Raw genomic sequence first — 13,978 nt, 5'->3', positions numbered from 1 at the left:
CCATGCTAATTGACTTCTTCTACACCCTGCGCGCCGCCAAGCTGCCGGTGTCGGTCAAGGAATTCCTGACCCTGCTTGAAGCCTTGAAACTCGGCGTGGTCGGGCCAAAAACGGCCCAACCGGATGACGACAGCGCCGCCCCCAGTGGCTACAAGATCGACGATTTTTACTACCTGAGCCGCGCCACCCTGGTCAAGGACGAAAAGCATTACGACAAGTTCGACAAGGCTTTTTCAGCTTACTTCAAAGGCATCGAACTCATCACCGATTTCACCAAAGACATTCCTTTGGAGTGGCTCAAGAAAACACTGGAAAGCAACCTCAGCCCCGAGCAAAAAGCGGCCATCGAAAAAATGGGTTGGGACGAGTTGATGGAAACGCTCAAAAAACGCCTCGAAGAGCAAAAAGAGCGTCACGAGGGTGGCAGCAAGTGGATTGGCACCGGCGGCACCAGCCCCTTTGGCCACGGTGGCTACAACCCGCAAGGCATCCGCATCGGCGGCCCGGGCAAGAACAAAAGTGCCGTCAAGGTGTGGGAGCAGCGTGCCTACAAAGACTACGACGACACACAAGAGCTTGGCACGCGCAACATCAAGGTGGCCTTGCGCCGCCTGCGAAAGTTCGCCCGCGAAGGCCATGTGGAAGAGTTGGATCTGGACAGCACCATCCACAGCACCGCCGCCAACGCCGGCTACCTGGACATCAAGATGCGCCCCGAACGCCACAACAACGTCAAAGTGTTGTTGCTGATGGATGTAGGCGGCACCATGGACGAACACATTGCACGGGTTGAAGAGCTGTTTTCAGCCGCAAAGGCCGAGTTCAAGCACCTGGAGTTTTATTACTTTCACAACTGCGTGTATGACTTCATGTGGAAAAACAACCGGCGCCGTTACGCCGAAAAATTTGCCACCTGGGACATTCTGCGCAAGTACAACAAAGACTACAAACTGATCTTCATTGGCGACGCCACCATGAGCCCGTATGAGATCTTGCAGCCCGGTGGCAGCGTGGAATACAGCAACGAGGAAGCCGGCGTGGCATGGCTGGGGCGGCTCACCAGCACCTTTCCCAAATTCGCCTGGATCAACCCCGAACCGCAAGGCGTATGGCAATACCGCCAGAGCATCAGCATCGTGCAGCAACTCATGAGCGGGCGCATGTTTCCACTGACCCTCAAGGGGCTGGAAGACACCATGCGGCTCTTGAGCAAATGAACGCCTGGCACTTGATGGTGGTGCTCGCTGCTGCCCCGAGTCTGATCTGGGCGCAATCCCCAGCCCTGACACCCCAACTTGCGACACAGACTCCCGATTCAGGGCAGCAACCTGCGGTGCTTGCGCCAACAAGTTCCGCCTTTGTGATCAACGTCCAGGCGCCAGATGACATCAAACAACTGCTGACCCGCCATCTGGAACTGCAACGGTATCGCGAACTCACCGACCTCAATGAGGATGAGCTGGAACGCCTGATGGCGCAGGCTACGGAAGACGCCCGCAAGCTCATTGGCACGCTGGGTTATTTCTCGCCAGCCATCGTTATCGAACGCCAAAGCGCCACGGCCGGCACACCCTGGCCGGTGGTCAACATCACCGTCACGCCGGGTGAAGCCACCCGGGTGCAACAAGTTCAGATCACATTCACCGGCGCCATTGCCACGGACGCCGCAGCGGCCAGCCAGCGCGAAGACATCCAGACCAACTGGTCACTTCGCGCAGGCAGCCGTTTCACACAAACAGCCTGGGACGCAGCCAAACTGCAGGCGCTGCGTCAGCTCACCACGCAGCGCTACCCAAGCGGGCGCATCAGCAACACGCTGGCTGACATTGACCCAGATGCGCACCAGGCGCAACTGCAAGTGACGCTGGACTCGGGTGCGGCCTACCGCATGGGCGATTTGGTCATCGAAGGTCTGAATCGTTATGACGAAGACCTGGTGCGGCGACTGGCCCGCATCACCCCCGGTGCGGATTACAGCCAGACCGAACTGGTAGATGCACAGCAACGCCTGTCGGACAGCGGTTACTTTGACTCGGCGTATCTCACCCTTGACACCACGACCAATCCGGACGCCGCCCAGATCATGGTGAAGCTGCGCGAGGCCAATCTGCAAAAGCTGGTGTTGGGGATTGGCATCAGCACCGACACCGGGCCGCGACTGTCGGTGGAGCACACGCACCACAAAGTACCGGGCATTGGCTGGCGGGCTGTCAGCAAGCTGCAGCTCGACCGCGAAACCCGCGCTATTGGCTCTGAGCTGACCTCACCGCCAGATGCCGACAATTGGCGCTGGGTAACCTCTGGCCTGTTGCAAAACCAGTTGCTAGGCACGCGCGATGTCACCAGCCAGCAGTTGCGCGGTGGGCGCAAACAAAGCAACCAGCGCATTGACCGCAACCTGTATTTGCAATACGACCGGGCCGAGTCGGTGGACACTGACATCACAGAGCCGGTGATTGCGCAGTCCATCAGCGCCAACTATGCCTTCGCCGTGCGTTACTACGACACCCTGCCGTTTCCCTCAAGCGGATGGGGCTGGGGCGCTGAAGTAGGCGGCGGCAGCACGCTCGGCGCAGACCATCAGGTCTACACCCGACTGCTGACCCGATGGCAAGGTTTCTGGGGGCTTGGCGACAACAGCACTGACAGCGCCACGCAAGCCAGCGCCGGGCGCCTGGCCATGCGCGCCTCAGCTGGTGCGATCCTTGCAAAAGACAGCCTCACCCTGCCCAGCACCCAGTTGTTTCTGGCCGGTGGCGACAACAGCGTGCGCGGTTATGGCCTGCACGACATTGGCGTCACCTTAGCCGATGGCAGCGTCACCGCAGGCCGTTACCTGACCACGGCGAGCATCGAATGGCAGCGCCCGATCCGCATCAACGGCAACCTGAGCGACTGGGAAAGCACCGTGTTTGTGGACGCAGGCGCTGTGGCTAACCAAACCTCTGAACTCAGCCCCAAGGTAGGTGTGGGCATTGGCGCGCGCTGGAAGAGCCCGGTCGGGCCGCTGCAAATTGACCTGGCTTATGGCGTGGATGTGCGGCGTCTTCGCCTGCACCTGAACCTGGGCTTTACCTTCTGATGCATGCCCTCAAAATTGGCCTGAAACTGCTGGCCGCCACACTTGCCGCCGTGCTGGTACTTGCCGGCGCACTGTGGTTTTGGAGCGGCACAGGCGACTCGCTGGCCGCCCTGCTCACCCGCTTGCAACGTTTTTTGCCGGCCGACCAGACACTGGAGGCCAAAGACGTGCGCGGCTCGCTGCGCGATGGCGGCCACATTGGCTGGCTACGCTGGCAACGCGGCGAGCTCAGTGTGCAGGCGCAAGACATCCGCGTGGCCTGGACCCTTGGGGCGCTTTTGAACAAACAGTTAAGGCTGAGTGAGCTCACGGTGGCTTCACTCACCTTTGAAGATCATCGCACCAACACAGACAACACGCCACCCACGCCGCCCGCCAACCTGACGCTGCCCATCAGCATCGATGTTCCCTTCAAAGTGGCCTCGTTCAGTTGGACAGGCAGCACCACGCTGCAAGCCACAGACCTCAGTGGTCACTACATTTTTAATAGCTACTCACACAAGATAGAAGAGGGTCAGGGGCGTATTTCATCAGGTATTTACCAAATCAATGGTGAACTGCAAGCACTCGCCCCGATGGCGCTCACCTTGCAAGTCAATGGGCAGGTGGCAACCACCGTGCCCTCCCGACCAACACCTCTGACAGTAGCGGCGGCCGCCAGCCTCACCGGTGAGTTGAGCGGGCCGCAGGCGAAGCTTGCGCTGCAGGCCACCTTGACACCTGAGCTGCCCGCGGATAACGCCTCGCGCGCCGCCAAAGCCGAGGCAATGCAAGCCACACTGTCGGCCATCATCGCGCCCTGGCAGGCCCAACCACTGACCCAAGCCAAGGGCCAGTGGCGAGCGCTGGACCTGGCCGCCCTTTGGCCGCAAGCACCACAAACCCGCCTTGCCGGAGAAGCTAACGTGACGCCTGCCGGAGACGGTTGGCAAGGCCAGGTCTTGCTGACCAACGACCTGCCCGGACCCTGGAACCAGCAACACCTGCCGCTGGCCAGCTTGCGTGCCACCGTCAACTTTGTGCAGGGGCAGTGGGCGCTGCAGGCGCTGAGCGCCACCGGTGCTGGCGGCACGGTCACCGGCACGGGCCAGTTCAACGCGGGACTTTGGCAAGGCGAGGCCAGCCTGCAAGGTGTCAACCCGGCCGGTATCGACTCGCGCGTGGCCAACGCATCCATGAGTGGCAGCGTGCAAGTCCGACAAACATCCAGTGGCATCGGCTTTGCTGCCCGGATTCAATCCGATGCAGGCAAACCACGATTAGCCAAAGCAAGCCCGTCAAATTCAAGCCCAGCCAAACCAAACCAGCCCATCGATCATTTTCAGGCCATTCAGCTGCAAAGCCTGCAAGCCGACGGTCTGTGGGCAAGCCCGCTGCTCAGCCTGAACACCTTGCACATCGACGCACAAGACGCCCGCCTTGTTGGTCAAAACCTGCAATACCACACTGTCACCCAAGCCGCAAAAGGCCAGGCAACGCTCAACCTGCCTGGCTTGGACAGCACACTGGATGGCAATTTGTCCAGCGCGACAGGCCAGGGCAACCTGACAGTGAGCGTGACCGATGCTGCCCGGGCAACCCGTTGGCTCAGCCGATTCCCTGCCGTGGCCAACACCTTGCGACAAACCAGCCTGGAAGGCGCAGCCGAACTCAAGACCACCTGGCAAGGCGGTTGGCAAGCCCAGGCCATTGGCTTGAAAATCGACGCCGCGCTGCGTGCCCCCAAACTCGACTGGACCAGCCGACCGACTGCAACTTCCGCTTCAACTTCAACCCCACCCCAGTCAACAAGCTGGCACTTCAATGACCTGCAAGTCGACCTGTCCGGCACCCTGGCGGCGCTGCAATTGCGCGCCCAAGGTCATGCCAAAACGGGCACACGGCAGATCGATTGGCAGACGCAACTCAGCGCTAGCCAGCTGGACGCCAACCATTGGCAAGCGGCCTTGAACCAGCTCAAGCTCAGCACACAAGACAGTGCGCAGCCCGGTAGCTGGTCATTGCAGCTGACCCAGCCAGCAAACGCTCCTGTCGCCCTTGACTGGCGTCAAAACAACTTAACCCAAACACTTACCGTGAGCGGTAGCAGCGCACAACTCACCGGCCCCTTGCCTGGTGTGGCGAGCTTAAGCTGGCAGCCGGCGCGCTGGTCCCAACAGCGTGGTTCAGCAGGTACGCCTACACAACCCAAGGCACTTTGGCAAAGCCAGGGGCAAATCAGCCGCCTGCCGCTGGCCTGGCTGGATGCGCTCAGCAACAAAAGCATGACCGAACTAGGGCTGAGCAGCGACGTGCTCCTGGCTGGCAACTGGGATGCCAAACACACCGACACCTTACACCTGAGCGCCCTGCTGGAGCGCAGCTCGGGCGACCTGCGCCTGAGTACGGATGCCAGCCGCCAGCGGGCCTTGCCTGCCAACATGCAAGAAGCCCGGCTCAACGTCAACCTGGATGGCGGACAACTGTCTGGCAGCCTGCGCTGGGACAGCGAGCGTGCCGGCAAAGCGCTGATGGCCTTCAGCACCCGTCTTGATTTGGCCCAAGGCCTGCAATGGGCCGACGATGCACCGCTGGGCGGCAGCCTGCAAATGCAACTACCTCCCGTGGATGCCTGGTCGATGCTGGCGCCGCCGGGCTGGCGCTTGCGCGGCACACTGGACGCCAATGCCACCCTCACGGGCACGCGCAAGCAACCCCACTGGCTGGGCACGCTGCGGGCGCAAGACCTGGCGGTGCGCTCGGTGGCAGACGGCATTGATTTTCAGCAAGGCTCCCTGACCGCTCGACTGGAAGGCCAACAACTCACCATCGACGACTTCACCTTGTTTGGCGCTGGCGGTACGGCAGGCGGCACGGTCAAAGTCACCGGCACAGCGCAGTGGCTGCCTGCGGGCAAACCGGATGCCCCGCTGGCGCAGCGCGTGGCCATCTCGCTGGAAGCCAACGCCAAAGCACTGCGCCTGAGCACCCGTTCTGACCGGCGCATCACCGTCTCGGGCCGTCTGACAGCGCAACTCAAAGACACCCGCCTGGTACTACGTGGCAAGCTAAGTGCCGACCAAGCCCTGATCACCCTGCCCAGCGAAAGTGCCCCCACGCTGGGTGACGACGTGGTGGTGCGCCCCTCTGCCGCGCAAGCAGCTCAAGAGGCCTTGGCCAAGCGCAACGCGCCAGTGCTTAACCCAGCGTCCAAGCGTCCGGTGAATACCATCAGCCCCGACGTGCAAGTCACCCTTGACCTGGGCCCGGACTTCTCGATGCGTGGACGCGGCCTGGATACCCGACTGGCCGGTAATCTTGAATTGCGTGCCATTGGCAACGCCGCCCCCACGCTGACCGGCTCTGTGCGCACCGTGCGTGGCACCTACCAGGCCTACGGCCAGCGCCTGGACATTGAGCAAGGTGTGCTGCGTTTCTTCGGCCCAGTGGACAACCCGGCGCTCGACATCCTGGCGATTCGTCCCAAGTTGAGCCAACGCGTGGGGGTGCAAGTGCTGGGCACAGCCTTATCGCCAGTCGTGCGCCTGTACGCCGACCCCGAACTGCCAGAAGCTGAAAAACTGGCCTGGCTGGTGCTGGGTCGCTCAGCCAGCGGCAGTGGTGGCGAAGCCGCCTTACTGCAGCAAGCTGCACTGGCCCTGCTCGGAGGCAATGGCCAAGGGCCCAGCGCCAGCCTGACCCAGGCACTGGGTCTGGATGAGCTGAGCTTTCGCGGCAGTTCAGACAACACTGCAAGCGGGGCCACGGTGACCTTGGGCAAGCGCCTGAGCAATGATTTCTATGTGGCTTACGAGAGCGGCTTGGCCGGTACCATGGGCGTTTTCACCATTTTTTATGACCTGTCCAAACGCCTGACACTGCGCGCGCAAACCGGCGAACAGAGTGCCATCGACCTGATCTGGACATTGCGCTACGACTGATTAGGCGCTGATCTGCGACCTTTTACAATCGCTGCAATCCCGCTGTAGTTCAATGGATAGAACGAGTGCCTCCTAAGTGCTAGATACAGGTTCGATTCCTGTCAGCGGGACCATTTAACGGTTTCACACCGTCTCAAAACACCTCAAAACCCGCCCTCTTCACCGGGGAGCGGTTTTTTATTACCTCATTTAGCTTCAGGTCGGATCATGCCTTTGCTGGTACTTTTTTTGGCATTTGGTGGTACCAAGCCTTAACGTGATTTTTTGTGCACTGATGCGAAGGCATCAACAAATTCTGCCGAACCTTCGGGCAGATCCAGCCGCGTTTGCAAAGTGGTGCCAAATTCTGCAGCAGGGGCAAACAGACTGTCTTGAAAAGCCACTGAGTCTTCCCACAGGGCCCAGGCGGTGTCGTCATCGACTTCAAGCACTTCAACGGCATGCATAGGCGCAGGCGACTGTTCAAGGGCTTGATCACTTGTATGTGAAAAAGCAACTTGTATCTCGGCATCTTCAGCCTGTTCGCCCAAAGGCAAATTTGCAGGGTCTATGCGATTGAACATGTGTACTCCACAGATTTGATGTTGTTTGGCTGCTGGCTAGTTTACGGGACCGGAATGACCCACCCATGTGCTACCCGTTGAATACCGCACGGCACAAAAAAAGGGGCAGATGAATCTGCCCCTTTTTTTGCTGCGTAGCAGCCGCGTCAACAATCAGCCCACTCAAACGTAGCGTTTGGCCATCGCCTCCAAGCTGATGGGCTTGATCTTGCTGCCCATGCCAGCGCAGCCAAAGGCTTCAAAACGCGCCTTGACAATGCCGCGTGCCGCGTTTTTGGCAGCAATCAGCGCCTTGCGCGGGTCAAACTCGCTGGGTTGCTGGGCAAACAGCTGGCGCATGGCGCCGGTCATGGCCAGGCGGATGTCGGTGTCGATGTTGATCTTGCGCACACCGCTTTGAATGCCGCGCTGGATTTCTTCCACCGGCACGCCATAGGTTTCCTTGATGTCGCCACCGTATTGGCGAATGATGGCCAGCCACTCTTGTGGCACGCTGCTGGAGCCGTGCATCACCAGATGGGTGTTGGGAATTTGCGCGTGGATGGCGGCAATGCGGTCGATCGCCAGGATGTCGCCTGTGGGCTTACGGGTGAACTTGTACGCGCCGTGGCTGGTGCCAATGGCAATGGCCAAGGCATCAACACCGGTTTTTTCGACGAAGTCTTTGGCCTGCACCGGGTCGGTCAGCATCTGGTCGTGGCTGAGTTTGCCTTCGGCACCAATGCCGTCTTCTTCACCTGCATCGCCGGTTTCCAGTGATCCTAAGCAACCCAACTCACCTTCCACTGACACACCAATCGGGTGCGACATCTGGCACACCAGGCGGGTGATGTCGACGTTGTACTCGTAGCTGGAAGGCGTTTTGCCGTCGCTCATGAGCGAGCCGTCCATCATCACGCTGGTGAAGCCTGAGCGAATCGACTGCTGGCAAACGGCGGCAGATGTGCCGTGGTCCTGGTGCACCACCACCGGAATGTCGGGGTGGGATTCGACTGCGGCCAACATCATGTGGCGCAGGTAGGCCTCACCGGCGTATTTGCGGGCACCGGCAGAGGCTTGCAAAATGACCGGGCTATTGGTCTCTTGCGCGGCTTCCATGATGGCAATGATTTGCTCAAGGTTGTTGACGTTGAACGCGGGCACGCCGTAGTTGTTTTCAGCGGCGTGGTCAAGCATTTGACGAAGGGATACGAAGGCCATGTCTGTCTCCTGGTGATTTTAAGAAAAAAAGGGCTCTAGCCCACGCTAATAATGCGTGAGTAGCTATGAATAAGAGAGTGTTTAGCCTTCAGCGCGCTTTTGCAAAATCTCGAAGGCCGGCAGGGTTTTGCCTTCCAGCACTTCCAGGAACGCACCGCCACCGGTCGAGATGTAGCCAATGTCTTTTTCGATGCCGTACTTGGCGATGGCTGCCAGCGTGTCGCCACCACCGGCGATTGAGAAGGCTTGCGACTCGGCAATCGCATGCGCGATCACCTTGGTGCCGTTCTCAAACGCGGCAAACTCGAACACCCCCACCGGGCCGTTCCAGACAATGGTGCCAGCGCCTTTGAGCTGTTCGGCCAGCTTGGCAGCCGTCACTGGGCCAATGTCCAGAATCAGGTCATCGTCGGCCACGTCAGTGGCGGCCTTGACGGTCGCCACGGCGTCTGCCGCAAAGGTTTTGGCGGTGACCACGTCGGTCGGAATCGGCACTTCAGCGCCGCGTGCTTTCATGGCGGCGATCACCGCAGTGGCTTCGCCAATCAGGGTGGGTTCGGCCAGGCTCTTGCCAATATTGAGGCCCGCAGCCAGCATGAAGGTGTTGGCAATGCCGCCACCCACAATCAGGTTGTCGACGTTTTTGGCCAGGGCCTGCAGGATGCTGAGCTTGGTGCTGACTTTGCTGCCCGCCACAATGGCCACCAGTGGGCGCTTGGGGTTGGCCAGGGCCAGGTTGATGGCGTCAATTTCAGCCGCAAGCAAGGGGCCGGCGCAGGCAATCGGGGCGTACTGGGCAATGCCGTAGGTGGTGCCCTCGGCCCGGTGGGCGGTGCCAAAGGCATCGTGCACAAACACATCGCACAGGGCGGCGAGCTTTTTGGCCAACTCAGGGGCATTCTTTTTCTCACCGACATTGACGCGGCAGTTTTCCAGCATCACCAATTGGCCTGGCTTCACATCGACGCCGTCAACCCAATTGGCGATCACAGGCACGTCACGACCCAGCAACTCACCCAGGCGCTTGGCGACCGGGGCCAATGAGTCAGCAGGGGTCAAAGTGCCCTCGGTGGGGCGACCCAAATGGCTGGTGACCATGACCGCAGCGCCGGCATCAAGTGCCATCTGAATGCAAGGCACGCTGGCACGGATGCGCGTGTCTTCGGTGACATTGCCCTCTTTGTCTTGCGGCACGTTCAGGTCAGCGCGGATGAACACACGCTTGTCCTTGGCAAAACCACTGGCAATGACATCAGCAAAACGCAAAACTTTCATGATCAATTTTCCTTGTAAAGTGCAGCCACGCGGGCCATTTCCAGACATTTGTTTGAGTAACCCCATTCATTGTCGTACCAGCTCACCACCTTGACAAAGGTGCCGTCCAGCGCCAGGCCAGCTTCGGCGTCGAACACGCTGGTGCAGGGCTCACCACGGAAATCGGTGGAAACGACCTTGTGGTCGGTGTAACCCAGCACGCCTTTCATGGCGCCAACGCTCTGCGCCTTCATCTCGGCACAAATCTCGGCGTAGGTGGCTTCCGTGTTCAGCTCCACCGTCAGGTCAACCACCGACACATCGCTGGTGGGCACACGAAACGCCATGCCGGTGAGCTTTTTGTTGAGCTCAGGAATCACCACGCCCACCGCCTTGGCAGCGCCGGTGCTGGATGGGATGATGTTTTCAAGAATGCCGCGGCCGCCGCGCCAGTCTTTGTTGCTCGGGCCGTCCACGGTTTTTTGCGTCGCCGTGGCAGCGTGCACGGTGGTCATCAAACCGCGTTTGATGCCCCACTTGTCATTGAGTACCTTGGCCACCGGGGCCAGGCAGTTGGTGGTGCAAGACGCATTGCTGAGCACGGCTTGGCCGGCATAAGCGGTGTGGTTCACGCCATACACGAACATGGGCGTGTCGTCCTTGCTGGGGGCCGACAACACGACCTTGCGCGCACCGGCGTCCAGGTGTTTTTGTGCCGTGACCTTGTCCAGGAACAAACCCGTGGATTCGATCACCACGTCTGCGCCCACGTCGGTCCATTTCAGGTTGGCCGGGTCGCGCTCTTGCGTCAGGCGGATGCGTTGGCCATTGACCACCAACGTGCCACCGTCTACCGACACCTCGCCCTTGAAGCGACCATGCACACTGTCATAGGTCAGCATGTAGGCCAGGTATTCTGGCTCCAGCAGGTCGTTGATGCCGACGATTTCGATGTCCTTGAAGTTTTGCACCGCCGCGCGAAACACCATGCGGCCGATGCGGCCAAATCCGTTGATACCGAGTTTGATAGTCATGAAGTTCTCCTGATAAAAAATTTATAACAAATTGGCCTCTAGCCCTTATTCAATAAGCGCAAGCAGCTATTTATTCAATAGTGAAGAAAAGTCGGCGATCACGCGGTCTGGCGCGCAGGCCTCAATCGGTTGACCCATGTTGTAACCGTAGGGCAGCAGCCACACCGGCACACCGCCGTTGCGGGCGGTGGCGGCGTCAATGCTGGAGTCCCCGACAAACAGGGCGCGATCTGCGGTCACCCCAAACTGGGTCAGACAATGCAACACCCCAACCGGCGTGGGCTTCTTGGTGGGAAAAGTGTCGCCGCTGATCACAGCGTCAAACATCGGGCCCAGCTTGTGCACATCCATTACCACCTGGGTGTAGCGGCCTTCCTTGTTGGTGACCACCGCCAGCTTGACGCCCTGGGCACGCAAGGCCTGCAAGGTCTCGCGCACATGCGGGTAAAGATGGCTGCGGGTGCCACAACGCTGCTGATAAAAGCTGTCGTACACCGGCATGATGTTGGCCAGCAAGGCGCCGCCGCGTACGGATTCCACCGTGCCCTCTGTGACTGATGCCAGCGCCTGCACCATGAGCTCCTTGGTACCGTGGCCAATCCAGTCGTTCACCTGCTGCTGCGTCACCAGCGGCAAATCGAACTGCTTCAGGGTGTCATTCACCGCGTCCATGATCTCGGGCGCGGTCTCTACCAAGGTGCCATCCAGGTCAAACATGACCAGGTCAAAAGTGTGCATGCTGCGGGTCTCGCGGGTTCAGTTGCTCGAAGGCACCACGGTATCGGGCAAGTCGTCAGCACGGCGGTGTGCCGCACGGTGAACCAGCACCTCCACAGCCGCCACCACACGCTCAGACGTGATGCCAAAGTGCGCGTACAACTTGGGTGCCGGGGCTGATTCGCCAAACGTAGGCATGCCGATCACCACACCGGTGCGGCCAACATATTTGCGCCAGAAATCAGGGTGCGCAGCTTCAATGGCCACGGTCGGCATGCTCAGTGGCAACACCATTTCCTGATACGCCTCGGTCTGGCGGTCAAACACATTGGTGCACGGCATAGACACCACGCGGGTCGCAATGCCTTCTGCGGCCAGGGTGGCCTGCGCCTTCATGGCCAGTTCCAGCTCGGAACCCGTGGACAAAATGACCGCTTGCGCGCCTTCCATGTCTGACAAGATGTAGCCGCCCTTGCGGATTTTTTCAACTTGCGCGATGTCGCTCAGGCGCGGCAGGTTTTGGCGCGACAGACACAGCGCGCTCGGCCCATCTTTGCGCTCCACGGCACAAGCCCAGGCCACGGCAGTTTCCAGGCCATCGGCCGGGCGCCACACATCCAGCCCGGGGATGATCCGCATGCTGGGGATGTGCTCCACGCTCTGGTGCGTCGGGCCGTCTTCGCCCAGGCCAATGCTGTCATGGGTGAACACATGAATGACGCGGATTTTCATCAGTGCAGCCATGCGAATCGCGTTGCGGCTGTAATCGCTGAAGGTCAAAAAGGTGCCACCGTAAGGGATGTAGCCGCCATGCAGCGCGATGCCGTTCATGATGGCGGCCATGCCGAATTCACGCACGCCATAGCTCAGGTGGTTGCCCCAGGTGTCACGGCCAGCGCGCACGCAACCCTTGAAGTTGGTCAGGTTGGAGCCGGTCAGGTCGGCACTGCCGCCAAAGAATTCAGGCACCAGTGGAGCAATCGCGTCCAGCGCATTCTGGCTGGATTTGCGGGTCGCAAAAGCAGTGGCGTTGGCGGCAATGGTTTCCAGCACGGCAGGTAGCTTTTCGGCATAACTTGGCAGCAAGTCACCGGCCATGCGACGCTCAAACTCGGCGGCTTCCAGCGGGTACTGGCTGCGGTAGGCCTCAAACCGGGTGTTCCACTGGCTTTCAACTGCGGCACCGCGTGCCACGGCATTCCAGGCGTTGGCAATGTCCGCCGGGATCTCGAACGGTGCCGATGTCCAGCCCAGCGCTTCGCGGGTGGCAGCCACTTCAGCTGCGCCCAGGGCGGCACCGTGCACATCGTGCGTGCCGGCCTTGTTGGGTGAGCCCATGCCAATGACAGTTTTGCAGCAGATCAGGGTGGGTTTGCCATGCGGCAGTTTGGCCTGCGCTTTGGCCGCGTGTACGGCGGCGTCCAGCGCCACAGGGTCGTGCCCGTCCACGGCGGCAATCACGTTCCAGCCGTAGGCCTCAAAACGCTTGGGCGTGTCGTCAGTGAACCAGCCTTCGACGTGGCCGTCAATGCTGATGCCGTTGTCATCGTAAAAACCAATCAGCTTGGACAGGCGCAGCGTGCCGGCGAGCGAGCAGGCTTCGTGGCTGATGCCTTCCATCAGGCAACCGTCACCCATGAAGGTGTAGGTGAAGTGGTCGACGATGTGGTGGCTGACCTCTTCGTCCTCGCGGTTGAATTCTTGCGCCAGCAGCTTTTCAGCCAGCGCCATGCCGACCGCGTTGGTAATGCCCTGGCCCAGCGGGCCGGTGGTGGTTTCCACGCCGGGGGTGATGCCAAACTCAGGGTGGCCAGCGGTTTTGCTGTGCAACTGGCGGAAGTTTTTAAGCTCTTCCATCGGCAGGTCGTAGCCGGTGAGGTGCAACAACGCGTAAATCAGCATCGAGCCATGGCCGTTGCTCAGCACAAAGCGGTCACGGTTGGCCCAATGCGGGTTGGACGGGTTGTGGCTCAGGTGACGGTTCCAAAGCACTTCGGCAATATCGGCCATGCCCATGGGCGCGCCGGGGTGGCCGGATTTGGCCTTTTCAACAGCGTCAACCGCCAGCATGCGGATGGCATTGGCCATTTGTTTGGCGAATTCGGGGGTTGGGTTATTCATGGTGTGGGTTTCCAGATGGGGGTTTTTCACCGTCATTGCGAGCAAAGCGATGCAATCCATGACTTCCTGGATTGCCGCGTCGCTAAC

9 protein-coding genes and 1 tRNA gene are annotated in these 13,978 nt (G+C 60.1%); 4 read left to right on the top strand and 6 right to left on the bottom strand.

Annotation, left to right across the window (positions count from 1 at the left end):
• Positions 1 to 2: 2 nt before the first annotated feature.
• From PHQ58_RS03975 to PHQ58_RS03960, 4 genes are all read left to right on the top strand, one after another.
• Positions 3 to 1,217, top strand: a complete 1,215-nt coding sequence (locus PHQ58_RS03975; protein WP_300107201.1) for a VWA domain-containing protein — start codon at positions 3 to 5, stop codon at positions 1,215 to 1,217.
• A complete protein-coding gene (locus PHQ58_RS03970; protein ID WP_300107198.1) occupies positions 1,214 to 3,082 on the top strand; it encodes an autotransporter assembly complex family protein in 1,869 nt (622 codons plus the stop codon). The genes PHQ58_RS03975 and PHQ58_RS03970 overlap by 4 nt, the downstream gene beginning before the upstream one ends.
• Positions 3,082 to 7,002, top strand: coding sequence for a translocation/assembly module TamB domain-containing protein (locus PHQ58_RS03965; protein ID WP_300107195.1), 3,921 nt, complete (start codon positions 3,082 to 3,084; stop codon positions 7,000 to 7,002). The genes PHQ58_RS03970 and PHQ58_RS03965 overlap by 1 nt, the downstream gene beginning before the upstream one ends.
• Positions 7,003 to 7,040: 38 nt before the next feature.
• Positions 7,041 to 7,115 (top strand) — tRNA-Arg (locus tag PHQ58_RS03960).
• A gap of 138 nt (positions 7,116 to 7,253) precedes the next feature.
• Here PHQ58_RS03960 and PHQ58_RS03955 read toward each other — a convergent pair.
• The 6 genes from PHQ58_RS03955 to tkt all read right to left on the bottom strand — a co-directional run bounded on the left by PHQ58_RS03955 (position 7,254) and on the right by tkt (position 13,891).
• Complete coding sequence (locus tag PHQ58_RS03955; protein WP_300107192.1) at positions 7,254 to 7,565, bottom strand: hypothetical protein; 312 nt, start codon at positions 7,563 to 7,565, stop codon at positions 7,254 to 7,256.
• Positions 7,566 to 7,727: 162 nt separating this feature from the next.
• On the bottom strand, positions 7,728 to 8,765 hold the full coding sequence (gene fba / locus PHQ58_RS03950) for a class II fructose-bisphosphate aldolase (RefSeq protein WP_300107189.1): 1,038 nt from the start codon (positions 8,763 to 8,765) through the stop codon (positions 7,728 to 7,730).
• An 81-nt stretch (positions 8,766 to 8,846) separates the two neighbouring features.
• Entirely contained in the window at positions 8,847 to 10,040 is a 1,194-nt protein-coding gene (locus PHQ58_RS03945) for a phosphoglycerate kinase (protein ID WP_300107186.1), read from the bottom strand.
• 2 nt (positions 10,041 to 10,042) lie between these two features.
• Positions 10,043 to 11,053 (bottom strand): type I glyceraldehyde-3-phosphate dehydrogenase, encoded by a 1,011-nt coding sequence (gap, locus tag PHQ58_RS03940; protein WP_300107184.1) that lies wholly within the window; start codon positions 11,051 to 11,053, stop codon positions 10,043 to 10,045.
• Between the two features lie 66 nt (positions 11,054 to 11,119).
• Positions 11,120 to 11,791 carry an HAD-IA family hydrolase gene (locus PHQ58_RS03935; protein WP_300107182.1) on the bottom strand — a complete coding sequence of 224 codons (672 nt, stop codon included), beginning with the start codon at positions 11,789 to 11,791 and terminating at the stop codon, positions 11,120 to 11,122.
• Between the two features lie 18 nt (positions 11,792 to 11,809).
• Positions 11,810 to 13,891, bottom strand: a complete 2,082-nt coding sequence (gene tkt, locus PHQ58_RS03930; RefSeq protein WP_300107179.1) for a transketolase — start codon at positions 13,889 to 13,891, stop codon at positions 11,810 to 11,812.
• Positions 13,892 to 13,978 lie beyond the last annotated feature (87 nt).

Origin of the sequence: Rhodoferax sp., from assembly GCF_028688795.1 — a bacterium.
Classification (GTDB): domain Bacteria; phylum Pseudomonadota; class Gammaproteobacteria; order Burkholderiales; family Burkholderiaceae_C; genus Rhodoferax.
Note: the sequence above shows the minus strand (reverse complement) of the source record. Positions and strands in the feature narration are given on the sequence as shown.

What these genes read in the sequence shown, in the direction of transcription:
- PHQ58_RS03975 (WP_300107201.1), top strand. Translation starts at nt 3, where the DNA reads ATGCTAATTGACTTCTTCTACACCCTGCGCGCCGCCAAGCTGCCGGTG.
- PHQ58_RS03970 (WP_300107198.1), top strand. Translation starts at nt 1,214, where the DNA reads ATGAACGCCTGGCACTTGATGGTGGTGCTCGCTGCTGCCCCGAGTCTG.
- PHQ58_RS03965 (WP_300107195.1), top strand. Translation starts at nt 3,082, where the DNA reads ATGCATGCCCTCAAAATTGGCCTGAAACTGCTGGCCGCCACACTTGCC.
- PHQ58_RS03955 (WP_300107192.1), bottom strand. Translation starts at nt 7,565, where the DNA reads ATGTTCAATCGCATAGACCCTGCAAATTTGCCTTTGGGCGAACAGGCT.
- fba (WP_300107189.1), bottom strand. Translation starts at nt 8,765, where the DNA reads ATGGCCTTCGTATCCCTTCGTCAAATGCTTGACCACGCCGCTGAAAAC.
- PHQ58_RS03945 (WP_300107186.1), bottom strand. Translation starts at nt 10,040, where the DNA reads ATGAAAGTTTTGCGTTTTGCTGATGTCATTGCCAGTGGTTTTGCCAAG.
- gap (WP_300107184.1), bottom strand. Translation starts at nt 11,053, where the DNA reads ATGACTATCAAACTCGGTATCAACGGATTTGGCCGCATCGGCCGCATG.
- PHQ58_RS03935 (WP_300107182.1), bottom strand. Translation starts at nt 11,791, where the DNA reads ATGCACACTTTTGACCTGGTCATGTTTGACCTGGATGGCACCTTGGTA.
- tkt (WP_300107179.1), bottom strand. Translation starts at nt 13,891, where the DNA reads ATGAATAACCCAACCCCCGAATTCGCCAAACAAATGGCCAATGCCATC.